The organism is Ruegeria sp. YTSA064, assembly GCF_059610325.1.
Window position 1 is genome coordinate 314,013 of the sequence record NZ_JBXWNK010000001.1, and the last position, 16,302, is coordinate 330,314.

At 55.4% G+C, this 16,302-nt stretch carries 22 protein-coding genes; 10 read left to right on the forward strand and 12 right to left on the reverse strand.

What is annotated here, in order from left to right; all coding sequences use genetic code 11:
- Positions 1-27 precede the first annotated feature (27 nt).
- The 5 genes from AC2FI7_RS01525 to AC2FI7_RS01545 form a co-directional block, all read right to left on the reverse strand.
- A complete protein-coding gene (locus tag AC2FI7_RS01525) occupies positions 28-555 on the reverse strand; it encodes an alpha/beta fold hydrolase (RefSeq protein ID WP_310793651.1) in 528 nt (175 codons plus the stop codon).
- 74 nt (positions 556-629) lie between these two features.
- A complete protein-coding gene (locus tag AC2FI7_RS01530) occupies positions 630-1,244 on the reverse strand; it encodes a hypothetical protein (RefSeq protein WP_010439143.1) in 615 nt (204 codons plus the stop codon).
- Between the two features lie 20 nt (positions 1,245-1,264).
- A complete protein-coding gene (locus tag AC2FI7_RS01535; protein ID WP_010439141.1) occupies positions 1,265-1,690 on the reverse strand; it encodes a VOC family protein in 426 nt (141 codons plus the stop codon).
- Entirely contained in the window at positions 1,690-2,682 is a 993-nt protein-coding gene (locus AC2FI7_RS01540) for an alpha/beta hydrolase (RefSeq protein WP_010439138.1), read from the reverse strand. The genes AC2FI7_RS01535 and AC2FI7_RS01540 overlap by 1 nt, the downstream gene beginning before the upstream one ends.
- Positions 2,682-3,431 carry an alpha/beta fold hydrolase gene (locus AC2FI7_RS01545; protein ID WP_010439134.1) on the reverse strand — a complete coding sequence of 250 codons (750 nt, stop codon included), beginning with the start codon at positions 3,429-3,431 and terminating at the stop codon, positions 2,682-2,684. The genes AC2FI7_RS01540 and AC2FI7_RS01545 overlap by 1 nt, the downstream gene beginning before the upstream one ends.
- A 217-nt stretch (positions 3,432-3,648) precedes the next feature.
- Between AC2FI7_RS01545 and thrS the strand changes: the two genes are divergently transcribed.
- From thrS to AC2FI7_RS01570, 5 genes are all read left to right on the forward strand, one after another.
- Complete coding sequence (gene thrS, locus AC2FI7_RS01550; protein WP_496815571.1) at positions 3,649-5,607, forward strand: threonine--tRNA ligase; 1,959 nt, start codon at positions 3,649-3,651, stop codon at positions 5,605-5,607.
- Between the two features lie 222 nt (positions 5,608-5,829).
- Positions 5,830-6,132 (forward strand): BufA1 family periplasmic bufferin-type metallophore, encoded by a 303-nt coding sequence (locus AC2FI7_RS01555; RefSeq protein ID WP_010439128.1) that lies wholly within the window; start codon positions 5,830-5,832, stop codon positions 6,130-6,132.
- A gap of 71 nt (positions 6,133-6,203) precedes the next feature.
- Positions 6,204-7,061, forward strand: coding sequence for an MNIO family bufferin maturase (gene bufB / locus AC2FI7_RS01560; RefSeq protein WP_010439125.1), 858 nt, complete (start codon positions 6,204-6,206; stop codon positions 7,059-7,061).
- Complete coding sequence (locus AC2FI7_RS01565) at positions 7,058-7,819, forward strand: HvfC/BufC N-terminal domain-containing protein (protein ID WP_010439123.1); 762 nt, start codon at positions 7,058-7,060, stop codon at positions 7,817-7,819. Before bufB ends, AC2FI7_RS01565 begins: the two co-directional genes overlap by 4 nt.
- Complete coding sequence (locus tag AC2FI7_RS01570) at positions 7,816-8,334, forward strand: DoxX family membrane protein (RefSeq protein ID WP_010439120.1); 519 nt, start codon at positions 7,816-7,818, stop codon at positions 8,332-8,334. The genes AC2FI7_RS01565 and AC2FI7_RS01570 overlap by 4 nt, the downstream gene beginning before the upstream one ends.
- Before the next feature lies 1 nt (position 8,335).
- Here the strand turns inward: AC2FI7_RS01570 and AC2FI7_RS01575 are convergent, their stop codons facing one another.
- A complete protein-coding gene (locus tag AC2FI7_RS01575; RefSeq protein ID WP_170770290.1) occupies positions 8,336-8,704 on the reverse strand; it encodes a hypothetical protein in 369 nt (122 codons plus the stop codon).
- Positions 8,705-8,746: 42 nt separating this feature from the next.
- Positions 8,747-9,064, reverse strand: coding sequence for an ArsC/Spx/MgsR family protein (locus AC2FI7_RS01580; protein ID WP_496833119.1), 318 nt, complete (start codon positions 9,062-9,064; stop codon positions 8,747-8,749).
- A 214-nt stretch (positions 9,065-9,278) separates the two neighbouring features.
- Between AC2FI7_RS01580 and AC2FI7_RS01585 the strand changes: the two genes are divergently transcribed.
- Complete coding sequence (locus AC2FI7_RS01585; protein WP_010439113.1) at positions 9,279-9,485, forward strand: cold-shock protein; 207 nt, start codon at positions 9,279-9,281, stop codon at positions 9,483-9,485.
- A gap of 124 nt (positions 9,486-9,609) precedes the next feature.
- Here AC2FI7_RS01585 and thyX read toward each other — a convergent pair whose 3' ends face one another.
- Positions 9,610-10,521, reverse strand: coding sequence for an FAD-dependent thymidylate synthase (gene thyX, locus AC2FI7_RS01590; RefSeq protein WP_010439110.1), 912 nt, complete (start codon positions 10,519-10,521; stop codon positions 9,610-9,612).
- A 178-nt stretch (positions 10,522-10,699) separates the two neighbouring features.
- Between thyX and AC2FI7_RS01595 the strand changes: the two genes are divergently transcribed.
- Together AC2FI7_RS01595 and AC2FI7_RS01600 are read left to right on the forward strand one after the other, a co-directional pair.
- Positions 10,700-11,128, forward strand: a complete 429-nt coding sequence (locus tag AC2FI7_RS01595) for a VOC family protein (RefSeq protein ID WP_010439108.1) — start codon at positions 10,700-10,702, stop codon at positions 11,126-11,128.
- Positions 11,122-11,817 carry a DUF1194 domain-containing protein gene (locus AC2FI7_RS01600; protein WP_010439106.1) on the forward strand — a complete coding sequence of 232 codons (696 nt, stop codon included), beginning with the start codon at positions 11,122-11,124 and terminating at the stop codon, positions 11,815-11,817. Before AC2FI7_RS01595 ends, AC2FI7_RS01600 begins: the two co-directional genes overlap by 7 nt.
- Positions 11,818-11,897: 80 nt before the next feature.
- On the opposite strand, the gene AC2FI7_RS01605 is transcribed toward AC2FI7_RS01600, so the two are convergent.
- The 3 genes from AC2FI7_RS01605 to AC2FI7_RS01615 form a co-directional block, all read right to left on the reverse strand.
- Positions 11,898-12,395, reverse strand: coding sequence for a MarR family winged helix-turn-helix transcriptional regulator (locus AC2FI7_RS01605; protein WP_170538906.1), 498 nt, complete (start codon positions 12,393-12,395; stop codon positions 11,898-11,900).
- Positions 12,396-12,472: 77 nt separating this feature from the next.
- Entirely contained in the window at positions 12,473-12,730 is a 258-nt protein-coding gene (locus AC2FI7_RS01610) for a succinate dehydrogenase assembly factor 2 (protein ID WP_010439104.1), read from the reverse strand.
- A complete protein-coding gene (locus tag AC2FI7_RS01615; protein ID WP_496833121.1) occupies positions 12,727-13,119 on the reverse strand; it encodes a helix-turn-helix domain-containing protein in 393 nt (130 codons plus the stop codon). Before AC2FI7_RS01615 ends, AC2FI7_RS01610 begins: the two co-directional genes overlap by 4 nt.
- Positions 13,120-13,211: 92 nt before the next feature.
- Between AC2FI7_RS01615 and AC2FI7_RS01620 the strand changes: the two genes are divergently transcribed.
- Both AC2FI7_RS01620 and AC2FI7_RS01625 read left to right on the forward strand, forming a co-directional pair.
- Positions 13,212-14,414, forward strand: a complete 1,203-nt coding sequence (locus AC2FI7_RS01620) for a pyridoxal phosphate-dependent aminotransferase (protein WP_010439100.1) — start codon at positions 13,212-13,214, stop codon at positions 14,412-14,414.
- 7 nt (positions 14,415-14,421) lie between these two features.
- Positions 14,422-14,823, forward strand: coding sequence for a hypothetical protein (locus AC2FI7_RS01625; protein WP_010439098.1), 402 nt, complete (start codon positions 14,422-14,424; stop codon positions 14,821-14,823).
- A 4-nt stretch (positions 14,824-14,827) separates the two neighbouring features.
- Here AC2FI7_RS01625 and AC2FI7_RS01630 read toward each other — a convergent pair whose 3' ends face one another.
- Complete coding sequence (locus AC2FI7_RS01630; RefSeq protein ID WP_010439094.1) at positions 14,828-16,192, reverse strand: MATE family efflux transporter; 1,365 nt, start codon at positions 16,190-16,192, stop codon at positions 14,828-14,830.
- Between the last annotated feature and the right edge of the window lie 110 nt (positions 16,193-16,302).

Here is a 16,302-nt window from a genome sequence, read left to right on the forward strand (position 1 = left end):
CTTCGGCATCATGAGCACCGCACATGATCACGGTCGGCCTCTTGATCCGTCGCAACGTGCCTTGCTGATCCGGACGCCGCTGCAATATTCGCATCTGTCGCACAACACATCCGGTCCTAACGCCCCGGCCATCTGCAATACATCATCGAGAATCGGAATTCGTTTCGGTCCTGGGGCCAGCATGTCTGAACCGATCACGCTGCGCATGACGTCGTCCAACCGTCCCGCCTGCGCCCCTATGATCAATTCTTCGCGGTCTGCAGCGATCTGAGGCGTGTCCGCCTGCACCTCTGCCGTGATCAAACATAATCGTGTCACCCTCTCAGGCGCGCGTCGCACAATTTCAAGCGCGATGCTTCCACCCAGACCAAACCCACACAATGCGAACCGATGCGGTAGTTGATCCAGCAGACCCGACGCGATCTCCTCTATCCGCTTACCACCGGTGATTGGTGCAACCGTGACCGCACGATCATGCGACATCGCTGTGATCTGCGCCTGAAACAACCGCGCGTCACACATCAATCCGGGCAGCAAAACCAACGGCTCGATCACCCTGGCGCCCTCCGCTCGTTGTTTATTGTTTTGTTACAGGATGAGAGGATTGCCAGGGGCGGGCAAGTAAAACTTCAGGGATAACTGATCGCCCTGAATGGCGGAAAATCCGCGTAGCGCGCCTGCCTTTGTGCCAGCGTTTCTTCCGGATCGGCCCCCGCCCGCAACAAGCAGCCGCGCGGCGCAATATAACTGTCGATCCGCCTAACAGGCTTGGGCCGCCATACCAGATTGAACGCGCAGAGTTTCGGAAAAAACCAGATTTCAGAGTAATCCAGATGGTCATGCAACCACCACGCAAGATCCCGCCAATCGCGCCCTTGTTCATACCGGTCGGCAAACCATGGTATAACGACCGAAGCACCCGCGACACGCGCGTCGCCTTCGCCCCAGTCCCAGATGTGGCACTCTAATGGGTTGTCATTGCGGGCGCAGTTCAATCTGTTCTCGTTCCCGAACCGGTTCAAGGACCGAGAACGATAGCCCGAGCGTACAGCGACCCGCCCAAAGGTCTCTTCCAGTGGATCCATCAGTGTTTCACAAAACGCACGCCCCGTTTCGATCGCAAGATCGGGGTTGTCAGGTACGTTCTGTATCTCGTGAAAGTTTCCAATTTCGGAATAAAGGAAATCCCGCATGAAGAAATGCCGGGAAAGGCGCACACGACCCAGGTTCTCGAGGCTCCACATGCTGCCCGGCCGACGCACGATCAGTACCCGTTCCAGCGAAAGGAACCGTCCGCTGCTAAGGTCGAGAACGGGTTGAACGCAATTTCCCAGATCGTCTTGTCCGGAGCGCGAAAATACCCGTGATGTCCGCCCCAGAAGACGTCTGATGCTGGCTTGAGCACCTCCGCTCCGGCACGTTCCGCCTGATCAATCAGCGCTGCCACGTCATCTTTCGCTCGGCAGTTATGGCTTAACGTCATTGACCCGCCTCCCAGAGTTGCGACGTCCACTCCCATTTCGTCAGCCAAAGCGGCAAGTGGATAGAGGCCCAGCGTTTGCCCGATCAGATCAAACGCAATCACCCCATCCGGACTTTCAACACGTCGCCAGCCCAGTTTCTCATAAAAAACAGCGGCTGTTTCTAAGTCTTCGACGCCGATCGTGATCAGACTTACACGCTGTTCCATCACTCAATCCCCTGCTCCGATAGCCACTCCAACATACCTGAGACCGTTGCATCCGTCTGACCGGGCGACATCAACCGCCCCGCCACAACGTGCGAAGCTGGATCATCCCCGGGGCCCATGGTCACCAATGCAACCGAGGCCGGGCCTCCCCATGCCTTTGCCACTTCATGCGTTCTGTCCGGCCGCACGACTTGATCGTCATCCGAGAACCAGAATAGCGCGGGGATCGGTGCACCTGAAAAGTCCAACCCATAGACTGCATCTACGATGACAGACATCGGCACAACCGCCTCCCATGGGTAGATTGTTGTCCAATACCTATTCTTTTCAGTATCAGAACTGGATACATCCCGCTCGGCCCCCATCAAAAGAGGCAACCAATCTCGCGCCCAAGGCAAAGTTGGCACCCAGGCCGCAGCCATGTTCACACCGAAGTTCGGAGAGACAAAAATCATCGCGGCCACATTCGCACTCAGTTCGGTATCCAGCGCAGCTGCTGCCGCCAGAGTTCCGCCAGTAGATGTCGAGATTACAACTACCTGCTCTCCGACTGCCCGGGCTGCTGCCAACCCCTCGGCCGCATCCCGCATCCAGCCCGATGCTGTCCCTTCAGCCATCGCGTCACCATCACGCCCATGCCCTTGAAGCCGGGTATAAACAAGGTTGGCGCCCAGCGCCTCTGCGACTCGATCGGGCACCGGCCTGATCTCTTCTGACGAGGCCGAGAACCCATGGATATAAAGCACGGCGTACGGTGTTCGCTGCTCATAAAACTCATCCTGCCAGATCACACGCTTTTCGACCCCCGGCTCGATGTCGTCATAGGCAGTTTCGATGCTTTCAAAATAGACCTGAACGCCTTCACCAAATTTGCGTGGATCGAAACGGGGATGCAGGTCTACAGGCTCACGGGGGCCAAATACGAAGACCAACCCACCAATCAGGGCCAATCCCAGCAGCAGACGCCCCAAAATCCAGCCAAAGCGCTGCATCAGGTGCCTCCTATTACGTCGCGAACGGCCTGCTCGATCAAACCAAGGCACGGTCCATCCGAGAATCGGTGATCCGCGTCTTTGACTAGCAGAAGCTGCATGTCTTGACCCGACGCGTGGTTAAGCAAGCCTACTGCTGTTTCAGTGGATACCGCCGTATCTGCCGTTCCCTGCAGGAAACGCACCGGGAAGGGCAATTTAAGCGGCGTACGCAAAACCAGACGCTGCCGCCCATCTTCAATCATCCGCTTGGTAATGACGTAGGGCTCCATATAGTCCGAAGGCAGCTCCACATGCCCAACGGTCTCCAGATCAGATTTCTGCTGATCTGAAAACGAAGCCCAATACCCGTCTTCGGTAAAATCCGGCGCTGCGGCGATCGTCACCATACCCGCCATCCGCTCAGGCATAACCCGCGCAAGCAACAATGCCTGCCATCCGCCCATGGATGATCCCACAATAATCAACGGGCCCGCGGTCAACCGTGAGACTGCAGCCAACGTATCCTCGTGCCAGTCCCCAATGCACCCGTCGGTAAACTCACCGGAACTTTCACCATGCCCCGAATAATCGAAGCGTAAGAAAGACTGCCCTCGCGCCCTGGCCCAGGCCTCAAGATGCACAGCCTTGGTGCCTTCCATGTCCGATTTCAATCCGCCCAGAAAAACGATGGTTGGCCCCGTTCCTTCAGACTTGTGATAAGCCAGCCGTCGCCCCTGCGCTGTCTCAAGAAATTTCGTCTCTGCCATGAAATCCTCTTTTCTTTTCCCGCATCATGCACGTCATCACGCGCTTCGCAATTCCCCGACCCCTTTTTCATCCGGCCAAAAATATCCCGGGGTGCGCGAGGGGCAGCGCCTCTCGTTTCCACCCTTGACACGCGCATCCCCACCTGCCACATGAGCCGAACACACATAACCCGCAACCGGGCGTTCAGTGGGCGCCAAACCGACGAGGAGAGCCGATATGGCCCTGGACTCACAGTCAGTCTCCCTTACTTTTCCCGATGGCAATTCCCGTACCTTTGACGCAGGCGTCACGCCAGCTCAGGTCGCTTCCGACATTTCAACATCGCTGGCGAAAAAAGCGATCTCGGCGACGGTCGATGGTAAACATTGGGACCTGCAGTGGCCCATCGAAACCGATGCACAGATCGCCATCCATACCATGAAAGACGAAGCGCAGGCCAATGAGCTGATCCGTCACGATCTGGCGCACATCATGGCACGCGCCGTGCAGGAAATCTGGCCGGACACTAAGGTCACCATTGGCCCCGTGATCGAGAACGGCTGGTATTATGACTTCGACCGGGCCGAGCCGTTCACTCCAGAAGACCTCGGCAAGATCGAAAAGAAGATGAAGGAAATCATCAACAAGCGCGACGCCGTGACCACCGAGGTCTGGGATCGTCAGCGTGCGATCGATTTCTATGCGGCCAATAACGAGCCCTACAAAGTCGAGCTGATCGAGGCCATCCCGGGCGATGAGCCATTGCGCATGTACTGGCATGGCGACTGGCAGGACCTATGCCGCGGTCCGCATCTGCAGCATACCGGACAGGTGCCGGGCGATGCGTTCAAACTGATGTCCATTGCCGGTGCCTACTGGCGCGGCGACAGCGACCGCGCCATGCTTCAACGCATCTATGGCGTGGCCTTCACCGGCAAGGAAAAGCTGAAGGCGTATCTGCATATGCTGGAAGAAGCCGCCAAGCGCGATCACCGCAAGCTGGGCCGCGAGATGGACCTGTTCCACATGCAGGAAGAGGCTCCGGGGCAGATTTTCTGGCACCCCAATGGTTGGACCGTTTACACCCAACTTCAGGACTATATGCGCCGTCAGCAGCGCAAGGGCGGTTATGTCGAGGTCAACACGCCTCAGGTTGTCGACCGCAAGCTGTGGGAAGCCTCGGGTCACTGGGACAAATATCAGGAAAACATGTTCATCGTCGAAGTCGACGAGGAACATGCGCGGGAAAAGGCTATTAACGCCTTGAAACCGATGAACTGCCCCTGTCACGTGCAGATATTCAACCAAGGCCTGAAATCCTATCGCGATTTGCCTTTGCGTATGGCCGAATTCGGATCGTGCAATCGGTACGAACCCTCGGGTGCTCTGCACGGTATCATGCGCGTACGCGGCTTTACCCAGGACGACGGGCACATCTTCTGCACCGAAGACCAGATCGAATCTGAAACCGCCGAGTTCATTCGGTTCCTGTCCGAGATCTACAAAGACCTCGGGTTTGAAAACTTCTCGGTCAAGTTCTCGGATCGCCCCGAAAAGCGGTCTGGCTCCGACGAGGTATGGGACAAGGCTGAGGCCGCCCTGCTCAGTGCGACCCGTGCCGCAGGGATCGAACCGGAACTCAACCCGGGTGAAGGGGCGTTCTATGGCCCGAAACTGGAGTTCGTTCTGACCGATGCGATTGGTCGGGACTGGCAGTGCGGCACCCATCAGGTGGACTTTGTTCTGCCAGAACGTCTAGACGCCACATATATCGGCGCCGATGGCGGCAAACACCGTCCGGTCATGCTGCACCGCGCGACACTGGGTTCGTTCGAGCGGTTTATCGGCATCTTGATTGAAGAACACGCAGGCAAGCTGCCCTTCTGGCTTGCGCCGCGGCAGGTCGTAGTCGCCTCGATCACGTCCGAGGCTGATGCGTATGTGGCCGAAGTGGTCGAAGCCTTGCGCGCCGCTGGTGTTCGGGCCGAAGCTGATATTCGTAACGAGAAAATTAACTACAAGGTCCGCGAGCATTCGGTTGGCAAAGTCCCGATCATTCTGGCCGTCGGTCACCGCGAAGTTGATGAGCGCACGGTCAGTGTCCGCCGTCTCGGTGAAAAACAGACGCAAGTTCAGCCGCTTGAATCTGTAACAAAAGAGTTGGGTCAGGCCGCAACGCCGCCAGATCTGCTGTAACATTCGGTGCCAAATTGCCGAAAATCCGGCCCTGATTTTAGGGCCGGATTGAAACAAATACCATTTTTCATTTCAAAAACAGTTTGTTAACCTTCAAGGGGCCATGACGGTCTTTGACGGGGTTGTGAGACACGGGCTCGTGAATTCAACTCTGAGCATCAAGCTACTACCTTTGTCATTGTCACAAGCAGACACTTAAAGTCAGCAAAAGGAAAATCCGAGATGTCGAACACCGCAAAAACACTGGTTATCGCAAGCGCAGTTGCCGCCGCCGTTTCCGGCGCTGCAACAACGGCGACCGCTCAGGCCAAAGAGAAATGCTATGGCGTTTCGCTGGCCGGTCAAAACGACTGCGCGGCTGGCCCCGGTACGACCTGCGCGGGCACGTCAACTGTAGATTATCAGGGTAATGCATGGACTCTGGTTGACGCAGGCACCTGCGCGGACATTGAGCTGCCAAAAACAGCAGATGGTGCGGACCGCAAAGGCTCGCTCGAGCCGCTGGAACGCGATCTGCCTGCATAAGACTGCCCGAATTAACCGGAAAGGGCGGGCACCATCGCCCGCCCTTTCTGTGATGATCAAGGGATTTGCACATGTTAGACAATGCTCTCAGATCAAATCGATTGCCCGCCGCCCCAGGCGTCGGATATAAACCGCAGCATTTCTCGCAAATCCTTGAGCATGCTAAGCCAGTAGAATGGCTTGAGATTCATGCAGAAAACTATATGGGCGATGGCGGGCGTCCTTTAGCACAACTGCGCCATCTATCCGAACAATTTCCCATATCCGTTCACGGCGTTGGCCTCTCCATTGGTGGTGAAACACCGCTGGACCCAGATCACCTCGCACGCCTGAAACACTTGGTTGGTTGGCTGAACCCAGCAAGCTTCTCGGAACACTTGGCATGGTCAACTCATGACAGTCACTTCCTGAATGATCTGCTGCCCCTGCCCTATACCGATGCCACTCTGACCCGCGTGTGCGATCATATTGATCAGGTGCAAGGGGTCGTTGGACGGCAAATGCTGTTGGAAAATCCTTCCAGCTATTTGGCTTTCGAAGAAAGCACCTGGTCCGAGCCTGATTTCCTACGCGAGATAACGCGCCGCACCGGATGTGGTTTGCTGTTGGATGTGAACAACGTCTTTGTTTCTGCCACTAATCTGGATTTCTCACCTCAGGGCTATATCGACGCCTACCCGCTCGATAAGGTGGGTGAGATTCATTTGGGCGGTCATGACGAAGACGAAGACGATCACGGCCATCCCTTGCTAATCGATAGCCACGGGCGCGAGGTGGTTGATCCGGTCTGGGCATTGCTGGACTACGTTCTGGACAAATCGGGACCCAAGCCGGTGCTGATCGAATGGGATACCGACGTACCGGACTGGCCAATCCTGAGGGCCGAAGCCGAACGTGCCAAATCTGCTTTGGACAAGATTCCCGCATGAACGTATCGCAAACCACCTTCCATGACGCTTTGCTGGACGCCAACAAATCGATTCCGGGTGGTTTGGTGGATGCACAAGCAAACGCGGCGGGCCGTCGTTTCAGCGTGTATCGCAACAATGTCGCCGTTTCATTGACAGAGGCAATGCATCAGGCGTTTCCAGTCATTGCTAAGTTGCTGGGATCACAGAACATGGATGGGCTTGCCGGGATTTTCCTGCGCCAGCACCCGCCTACCTCACCACTTATGATGTTTTACGGTGACGAATTCCCTGCCTTTTTGGAAGGTATGGAGCAATTGTCGCATCTGGGATACCTGCCAGATGTAGCGCGGCTGGAGCTGGCGTTGCGGCGGGCTTATCACGCCGCCGATTGCCAGCCTATCGACCCCGAGGCATTGAGCGTCCCACCAGAAGATTTGATGCGCGCCAAGCTGACCCTCGCACCTGCGGCAACTGCTTTAAGATCTGAATGGCCTGTTCACGCGATCTGGTTGTTTAACACTGAAGACGGCGCCCCGAAACCTGAAGCGGGCGCTCAGGATGTACTGATTACACGTCCCGAATACGATCCTGCCCCGCAGCTGCTGCCACAAGGCGGCGCGGCATGGATCGCACGCGTTCAAAACGGGCAAAACATCGGTGAAGCATTCGAAGCCACCATGGCGGAAACGCCCGAGTTTGACCTTGGAACCACTCTGGCACTGCTTTTGCAGGGCGGTGCAATAACTTCCGTGACTATCGAAAGGCTGGACACATGACTGCCCTGATCTCTACCTACAATGACACGATGGACAAAGTGGCGAACACGTCCGGCTGGCTGACGCCTACCCTCGCTCGGGTTGTTTTTATCGCTGTCCTGTTCGTTTATTATTGGAACTCGGCAACACTGAAGATTGACGGCTCAATATTTTCGCCATCCGCCGGGGCATTTGGGCAAATCTTCCCCAAGGCGGCCGAAGCCGTCCTGTATGACGTCAGCCAAATGACTTTCTTCCAGCGAATTGTCATCTTCTTTGGAACCGTGGCTGAGTTTGTATTGCCCGTACTGCTGCTGGTCGGCCTGCTGACCCGTCTCGCCGCCCTTGGCATGATTGGATTTGTCTGGGTGCAGACCCTGACCGATGTTACTGGACATGGCGTCAAACTAGGTGGCTTGTTCGACAACGCGATCACGCTGATGGATCAGCGCGTGATGTGGACATTCCTATTGCTGGTGATCGTAATCAACGGCGCAGGCCCGCTATCACTGGATCGGCTGCTGCGCCTGAAGTGACTTAAAAATGCGCCTTGGGCTCGTCCGGTTTTCCAGCCGCGAGCCCAAGCATTCCTGCTGCTCCGGCAAAGGCAATTGGGAACATTGTGAAGACGCCAAAGCCAAAGGCGTAATACATCCCCGCCGCAGAAATTAGCAGTAATATGCCCGCGACCAGAGCACGTGAATGAGCCATCGCTCCACCCACTATCGCCAATAGTGGTGCCACAATCGAAGCGGTCTGGATCAGTTCCGGGTTATCGACCTGCTCGGCAATCCCTTCGATCTCACCAAATTGGTCGATCAGTTCCACAAAGCCATAGCCGAAAAATCCGACGACCATTCCGATCAGCCCGGCAATCACACCTAGTATCATGGCAGCGTTTCGCATTCACAGGTCTCCGCTTGTTGTCCATGTCACATAGGCAATTGATTAGGCAACACCAAGGGCCTGACGCGTTTCAGGCGTCCAGCCCAAATACATCCGGCCATCTGCCTCAATCAATGGTCGCTTCATCAAGGTAGGATGATCAACCAACAGCTCAAGCACCGGCCGATTTCGTGTATACTCATCCAATCCGCGCCAGGTTGTTGACCGCGTATTGAGCAAGGCTTTGCCGAAAGCCTCATACGCCTCCGACAGGATATTTTCGGGAACACCTTGCCCCCGCACGTCGACAAACTCCGCATTCGGAAGCGATTTCAATGCCTTGCGACATGTGTCGCAATTCTTCAATCCATAGAAGCGCATAGTTTGATTGATCCTGTCTTCACTGCAAAATCGGGCAATTCCATTGGCATGGCCCAGTTATTCTTGATTTTTTACTTCACCGTGCAATGTTGAAAAAGGCGAAACACGCGACCCGGGCTGTATCGTTTGGGCGAACAGTGATGTGTTGCGGTATTGCCATCCACTACCCCCACCAATTTGTGGGACAACGTGTAAGTAGAAGGAGACACGGGAAATGCCAACTGGCACCGTGAAATGGTTTAATACAACCAAAGGCTATGGTTTTATTGCGCCCGATGAGGGTGGCAAAGATGTGTTTGTACATATCTCGGCCGTAGAACGATCCGGCCTGACCGGACTCGCTGACAATCAGAAGGTCTCGTACGAGCTGGAAGACGGACGTGATGGCCGACAGATGGCGTCTGATTTGAAGCCGCTGTAAGGCAAGGCCCGCCCCGGCGGGAAAGACAAATAAGGTTGGCGGCCAATTTCCGGCCGTTAACCGTTAGCTACCCCTAAAAAACGCGCCCACCTCGGGACGCGCTATTTTCTTTTTTCCTGACTATTCAGCTTTCGCGGATAACGCCTTCGAACTCGCGCCACTCACGCGCTGTCATGCCTGAATTTTCCTGAGTAACGGTCTCACCGCTTAGCATGCGGCGCAGGCAGGTCACCATCTGAGCCGAGAGATTGACAGCACCCAAACGATAATCCTCGAACGCGCGATAGGCAAACGGCACCCAGTCAGCGACGATCTTACACATGGTATCAGCATAAACGCGGATTTCGTACTGCGCATGAGGGTCAGCGCGTAGACGCAAAAAGTGGAACAGGTTGTGCAGATCCACCTTCCAATACCATTGCGTATAGATATTGGCTGGCAGGTTCATCCGCGCCAGTTCTCGTGCCAACCCTTGCTGGCCATCCTGACCAATCATAGCTTCGTAGTTGTCATAGCATCGCGCGCTGTCGGCCTTCAAAATCTCCAACACCCGTGCGGCCTCTTCGCCCTGCAACGTGTCGCCACGGCCCTGATTGTTCACCTCAGACTGTGCGGCCACATGTTCGGGCGCGGGGATGTAGAATTCCCGATCCAGAATCGAGTAACGGGCCGAGTATTCGTTCACATTAGCAGTCCGATGGCGAATCCACTGGCGGGCGACAAAAACCGGCAATTTGACGTGCAGTTTGATCTCGCACATTTCAAAAGGGGTCGAATGCCAATGCCGCATCAGATAACGGATCAGGCCTTCGTCATTCTGCACCGATTTGGTGCCTTTGCCGTAGGATACCCGCGCGGCCTGACAGATCGCGGCGTCATCGCCCATATAGTCGATGACCCGAACAAATCCGTGATCCAGAACCTGATGCGCCGTGTACAGGTGATCTTCCATACCTTCGGCAACGACGCGGCGGGTCGGGCTCGATTGTGCGCGTTGCGCTTCAATCTCGGCCAGTTGGTCGGAAGACAGAGGCATGAAATCATCCTTTCCAGCAATGAGTCGCCCACCACTATATATCGGCTTATCAACCACCGGAACCGCGATATGTGCGGCGTAGCGCGCAATTTGCGAATTGTGTCATTCCTTCCCTCTCGACACCGCATCGCGGCGCGCTAAGGTGCTGGGCATCACAATCAATGTAAGGAAAGTCGCGATGGGGCTGACATACCTCCACACTATGGTCCGCGTGAAGGATCTTGAGAAATCCATGGCATTTTATGAGCTTCTTGGCCTGAAAGAGACCCGCCGCTACGACAGTGAAGCAGGTCGATTCACACTGGTTTTCCTCGCCCCTCCTGGTCAGGAAGACGCCCCGATCGAACTGACCTATAACTGGGATGGCGACGATAAACTGCCCAGCGACAGCCGCCATTTTGGTCACCTCGCCTATGGTGTCGACAATATTTATGAGACCTGCCATCACCTTCAGGACAACGGGATCGTAATCAACCGCCCACCCCGCGACGGGCGAATGGCGTTTGTGCGCTCGCCCGACAACATCTCTGTCGAATTACTGCAAAACGGAGAGGCACTGGAACCGGCGGAACCGTGGGCAAGCATGGAAAGCACCGGTCATTGGTGATCCGCCGGATAACATCTCTGGGGTTGCTCGTTTTAGGCGGCCCCGTTTGGGCCGAGCAATGTCGCCTTGCACTTGCCCTTGCTATGGACATCTCAACTTCGGTCGATGCTGTCGAAGATGCATTACAGCGCAAAGGGTTGGCCGCCGCCCTGATCGCACCAGAAGTGCAAGAGGCATTTTTTAGGTCTCCGCAGCCGGTTGCACTGGCGGTCTACGAATGGTCCGGCAGTTTCAACCAGAAACTTCTTTTGGATTGGCTCTTGATCGAGACGCCTGCAGACCTGCTTGCTGCCGCACACAGCATCGGCGATTCCGAGAGGTCTGCCAATGATTATCCAACAGCGATGGGACATGCTTTGGCATACGGTGCAACGCTCATGCAACGCGCGCCCCGCTGCCTGTTCCAAACCATCGACATTTCAGGTGACGGGAAAAACAACGATGGCTACGGGCCTCAAATCGCCTACAAGCATTTTCCGTTCCAGAACACGACCGTGAATGGTCTGGTCATCAACGCTGGCGACTTTGAGGGCGAAATCGACCTGATCCCGTTTTTTCAGTCCAACGTCCTGCACGGCCCCGGAGCTTTCCTTGAAATCGCAAATGGATTTGAAGACTTTGAAAACGCAATGCGGCGCAAGCTGGAACGAGAATTGAAGGGCATTGAACTTACCGAGCTGCACCCCTGATGAATGTTTCACATCTGCAGGCATGAGGTGCCGCTTCATTGGACAGTCCAATGAAATCTGGCCTCTGACCGCTTAGACAGCTAGTAAATATAGCGGATTTGATCTGTCCAGTACCGCTCGACCCGTCGCAATGAACCCGATATCTCTTCAATCCCATCCGCACCAATCACGCCACGATTTTGCAGCCCTTCTGCATGACGGGCAAATAGATCAGATACTATATCGCGAATCTCTCGCCCGCGTTGGGTCAATCGCACCCTGACAGAACGCCGGTCAATTTCGCATCTTTGATGGTGCATATACCCCATCTCGACCAGCTTCTTGAGGTTGTAGCTGACATTGCTGCCTTGATAGTAGCCTCGGCTCTTCAACTCGCCGGCAGTCACTTCATGATCGCCTATGTTAAACAATAATAAGGCCTGCACGGCGTTAATTTCCAACACACCGACACGTTCAAATTCATCTTTGATGACATCAAGAAGCAAGCGGTGCAGACGCTCAACCAGCGCCAGTGCCTCAAGATAACCCGTCATGAACCCTTTGGTCCCTGGCGCGGCGACCTGTAACTCCATACTCATCCGATCCTCCGATTCATCGCGCTGTTTCTGAAAACATGACGCGAATTTCCGAAAAATCGGTTAAGTTGAATTATCGCTTATTTCTGAAATGTTTGCGCAATGTCTGCGATCAAATCTGACAGCTCTGTCGGAGGGCTGGCCTGACCGGTGACCCACTGATACAAATCTTGGTCATTTTCGTGCAGCAACGCATCATAGGTATTCAGCCCGTCGTCATCCATCAAAGTCAGGTTGCGATCAGCGTAGGCTGTCAGGATCAAATCCATCTCTTTGATACCACGTCGCATCGAGCGCATTTTCATGCGCTTGATCCGAGTTTCTCGGGATTCGGTCATTGACTGCGTTCCAGCTTCAGGCGCAGCGACTTTTCCACCCTGGCCAAACGCTCTGAACCGGCACGCATCTCACCCCTGATTGTACGCAGTTCTGCCACCAGATCACGCAGCTCCGAGTCGACATCGCCGTTCAGGCTGGTCTCATCCATGCCGTCGCCTTCGCCGGTCAAAAGCCACATGATCGAGACATTCAACAGCCCGGCCATCATCGACAGCTTGTTGGCACGGGGTTCGGACAGATCATCTTCCCAAGAAATTATCGTCGCCTTTTTAACCCCTAGACGACGGGCCAATTGTGTCTGTGTCATACCCGCAACCTCGCGCGCGCCCGCGACGCGATCTCCAAAGGTTGCAGTGTCCGGTCCGAACCAGTCCGTTTCGTCGTTCATTGGGGTCTCCAATAGGTGAGGTTCAATTGGCTTGATCGATATTTCGGCGCACCCTATGACAGTCAGGCTGAACATACAAACTGAGGCCACCCATGAGTTTCCTGTCTGCGACATTGTCACGCGTAAAACCCTCGCCCACCATCGCCATGACAGCCAAAGCGGCCGAGTTGAAAGCTGCCGGACGCGATGTCATTGGGCTGAGTGCTGGTGAGCCGGATTTTGACACACCGCAGAACATCAAGGACGCCGCTGTTGCTGCTATCGCCGCAGGCAAGACGAAATACACTGCGCCAGATGGTATCCCTGAGCTGAAACAGGCGGTCTGCGCCAAGATGAAGCGTGACCACGGGTTGGATTATACGCCCGCTCAGGTCTCGGTCGGGACCGGGGGCAAGCAGACGCTTTACAACGCCCTTATGGCCACGCTCAATGAGGGGGATGAGGTCGTCATCCCCGCACCCTATTGGGTCAGCTATCCGGATATGGTCTTGCTGGCAGGCGGGACACCGGTGATTACTGAAACCTCGCTTCAGACCAACTTTAAACTGACGGCCGATCAGTTAGAAGCAGCGATTACGCCCAAGACCAAATGGTTCATCTTCAATTCTCCGTCCAATCCAACCGGTGCGGGCTACAGCCGAGCAGAGCTGAAAGAGCTGACTGACGTGCTGATGCGGCACCCGCATGTCTGGGTGATGACCGACGATATGTATGAGCATCTGGCCTATGACGGATTCGAATTCTGCACACCTGCACAAGTGGAACCGGGGCTTTACGACCGGACGCTAACCTGCAACGGCGTCTCCAAAGCCTATGCCATGACCGGCTGGCGCATCGGATATGCTGCGGGCCCGGTCGAGTTGATCGCGGCAATGCGTAAAGTGCAGTCGCAGTCCACGTCGAATCCCTGCTCGGTCAGCCAATGGGCTGCGGTCGAAGCGTTGAATGGGACTCAGGCGTTTCTTGCGCCAAATAACGAGATATTCAAACGCCGTCGCAATCTGGTGGTCGATATGCTTAGCCAGATCGATGGCATTTCATGCCCAACACCTGAAGGCGCATTCTATGTCTACCCGTCCATCGCTGGCCTGATCGGAAAGACCACCCCGGCAGGGACGGTGATTGACTCGGACGAAGCATTTGCCACTGCCCTGCTGGAAGAAGCCGACGTTGCGGTGGTGTTTGGCGCGGCCTTTGGTCTATCTCCCAATTTCCGAGTCAGCTACGCGACATCTGATGAAGCGCTGACCGAGGCTTGCACCCGTATCCAACGCTTCTGCGCGTCCCTGACCTGAGGTTTCCATGTCCACAATCCTGCCCGAATATTACTTCCGCGTACGCGAGAATGGCGCAGCAGTGTTCAAGATCGATACGGAAAACCGCCAACGTCGGATCGAAATGGATCAGATCGCAGTGGTCAACATCCGCAATGGTGAGGTCAAACCACAGGGTCGACGTAGTCTGTCCGACGCGGACAAAGCCGAAATCACGCGCTGGATGGAAGAGCGGAAAGCCCTGCTATCCCTCCGCGACTTGGATGATATTCATCGCGCCGTCGACCATCTGAATCTGACGACGCAATGGGCGCAGTCCAAGGCCACGGATGAGCAGTTGGAGGACGTCACGGATCGGCTATTGATGGCTATGCATGATCTGCGCTCGGTGCTTGTCCGCAAAAAATCAGATCGGATCAGCAAAGGTTGATCCCTTAGGCCGGAACTTCGCCAACCTCGCGCACAGACCGCAGCCAGAATCGCGACATCAAAAGGACAGCGGCACAGGCAAGGCCCAGCACCAGGCCAAGCCACACTCCGATCCCTTCCATGCCCTGAACGAAGCCGAAGTAATACGATGCAGGTATCCCGATCGCCCAATAGCTGAGCGCGGCCATCACCATCGGCACTTTGGCATCCTGCAATCCGCGCAAAAGACCCAGTGCGATCACCTGTGCGCCATCGACCAGTTGGAACAAAGCAGCCATTGCCAGCAGCCCGGTGCCAATCAACAGAATTTCTGGCCGTTTCGGATCATCAAATTCCATAAACAAGGAAATGAGAGGCTCTGCACAGGTCAAGAACAGAATAATGGTCAAGACTGAAACCACCAGCGACATTCCGGTCACTGTAATGGCGCCTTTTTCAAGATGTGCACGATCTCGACGACCCAATGCATTTCCCGCGCGGATTGTTGCTACATTTGACAGTCCCAGATGCACCATGAATGTCGCAGACGCGAGATTCAGAGCAATACCATGCGCCGCCAGTGGCACCGGACCCAGCCAGCCCATCATCACCGCTGAAATAGCGAACAAAGACACCTCTGCCAGTGTCGTCAGGCCTATCGGAACGCCCAGGCGTAGAACGCTCATGAACATTTCCCAATCCGGACGCCAAAAACGTTGGAACAGACTGTGTTCCGGCAACGCCTTCACCGCATAGATCACCACCGCCACCAGTGACACGATCTGCGTCACGACCGAAGCGATGGCCGCGCCCATCACTCCCAACTCAGGCGCACCCAAATTGCCGAAAATCAACGCATAGTTCGTCAATCCATTCACAACAGCGGCAACAACCGTGATCCAGAGCACAATCTGCGTTCGTTCAAGTGCGGCCAAATAGGACTTGAGGGTCATAACCAACAATGCGGGGAACAGTCCCCACCCTGCCACACGCAGGTAAATCGCTGCAGTTTCAGCGACTTGTGGTTCTTGCTTCAATGCAATCAGTATAGGTTGTGACCACCACAGAAGGGGCATCATCACCGTCGCATAGATCAAAGACAGCCACAGACCCATGCGAGTCGACCGGCGTATGCTGGTCTCATTCTCTTCAGCCGCAGCAGTCGCCACCATCGGCATAACGGCCAAGCCAAACCCTGCGCCAAACAGAAAAAGAACAAAGAAATAGCTGCTGGCCAGTGTCACTGCGGCCAGTGCCTCAACCCCGTACCATCCCAGCATGATGGTGTCGGTCAGACCGATCGCATATTGTGCCAAATGCCCACCAATCAATGGCAGGCCCAGCACTGTAATTGCCCGCAAATGGCCGGGATATGTCATCACCTTGTTCATCCCGCCAGCCTTAGGCTTGCCCGCAGCGCAAGACAAGAGCAGAACAGGTTTATTTCAATGTGAGACTTACTTGACTTGTACCAAGTGGGCCATCACCCTGTCTGGTGATG

Excerpts from the sequence above, each read along its gene's own strand:
- AC2FI7_RS01530 (WP_010439143.1), bottom strand. The coding sequence starts at position 1,244 with ATGTGGAGCCTCGAGAACCTGGGTCGTGTGCGCCTTTCCCGGCATTTC.
- AC2FI7_RS01535 (WP_010439141.1), bottom strand. The coding sequence starts at position 1,690 with ATGGAACAGCGTGTAAGTCTGATCACGATCGGCGTCGAAGACTTAGAA.
- AC2FI7_RS01540 (WP_010439138.1), bottom strand. The coding sequence starts at position 2,682 with ATGCAGCGCTTTGGCTGGATTTTGGGGCGTCTGCTGCTGGGATTGGCC.
- AC2FI7_RS01545 (WP_010439134.1), bottom strand. The coding sequence starts at position 3,431 with ATGGCAGAGACGAAATTTCTTGAGACAGCGCAGGGGCGACGGCTGGCT.
- thrS (WP_496815571.1), top strand. The coding sequence starts at position 3,649 with ATGGCCCTGGACTCACAGTCAGTCTCCCTTACTTTTCCCGATGGCAAT.
- AC2FI7_RS01555 (WP_010439128.1), top strand. The coding sequence starts at position 5,830 with ATGTCGAACACCGCAAAAACACTGGTTATCGCAAGCGCAGTTGCCGCC.
- bufB (WP_010439125.1), top strand. The coding sequence starts at position 6,204 with ATGTTAGACAATGCTCTCAGATCAAATCGATTGCCCGCCGCCCCAGGC.
- AC2FI7_RS01565 (WP_010439123.1), top strand. The coding sequence starts at position 7,058 with ATGAACGTATCGCAAACCACCTTCCATGACGCTTTGCTGGACGCCAAC.
- AC2FI7_RS01570 (WP_010439120.1), top strand. The coding sequence starts at position 7,816 with ATGACTGCCCTGATCTCTACCTACAATGACACGATGGACAAAGTGGCG.
- AC2FI7_RS01575 (WP_170770290.1), bottom strand. The coding sequence starts at position 8,704 with ATGCGAAACGCTGCCATGATACTAGGTGTGATTGCCGGGCTGATCGGA.
- AC2FI7_RS01580 (WP_496833119.1), bottom strand. The coding sequence starts at position 9,064 with ATGCGCTTCTATGGATTGAAGAATTGCGACACATGTCGCAAGGCATTG.
- AC2FI7_RS01585 (WP_010439113.1), top strand. The coding sequence starts at position 9,279 with ATGCCAACTGGCACCGTGAAATGGTTTAATACAACCAAAGGCTATGGT.
- thyX (WP_010439110.1), bottom strand. The coding sequence starts at position 10,521 with ATGCCTCTGTCTTCCGACCAACTGGCCGAGATTGAAGCGCAACGCGCA.
- AC2FI7_RS01595 (WP_010439108.1), top strand. The coding sequence starts at position 10,700 with ATGGGGCTGACATACCTCCACACTATGGTCCGCGTGAAGGATCTTGAG.
- AC2FI7_RS01605 (WP_170538906.1), bottom strand. The coding sequence starts at position 12,395 with ATGAGTATGGAGTTACAGGTCGCCGCGCCAGGGACCAAAGGGTTCATG.
- AC2FI7_RS01610 (WP_010439104.1), bottom strand. The coding sequence starts at position 12,730 with ATGACCGAATCCCGAGAAACTCGGATCAAGCGCATGAAAATGCGCTCG.
- AC2FI7_RS01615 (WP_496833121.1), bottom strand. The coding sequence starts at position 13,119 with ATGAACGACGAAACGGACTGGTTCGGACCGGACACTGCAACCTTTGGA.
- AC2FI7_RS01620 (WP_010439100.1), top strand. The coding sequence starts at position 13,212 with ATGAGTTTCCTGTCTGCGACATTGTCACGCGTAAAACCCTCGCCCACC.
- AC2FI7_RS01625 (WP_010439098.1), top strand. The coding sequence starts at position 14,422 with ATGTCCACAATCCTGCCCGAATATTACTTCCGCGTACGCGAGAATGGC.
- AC2FI7_RS01630 (WP_010439094.1), bottom strand. The coding sequence starts at position 16,192 with ATGAACAAGGTGATGACATATCCCGGCCATTTGCGGGCAATTACAGTG.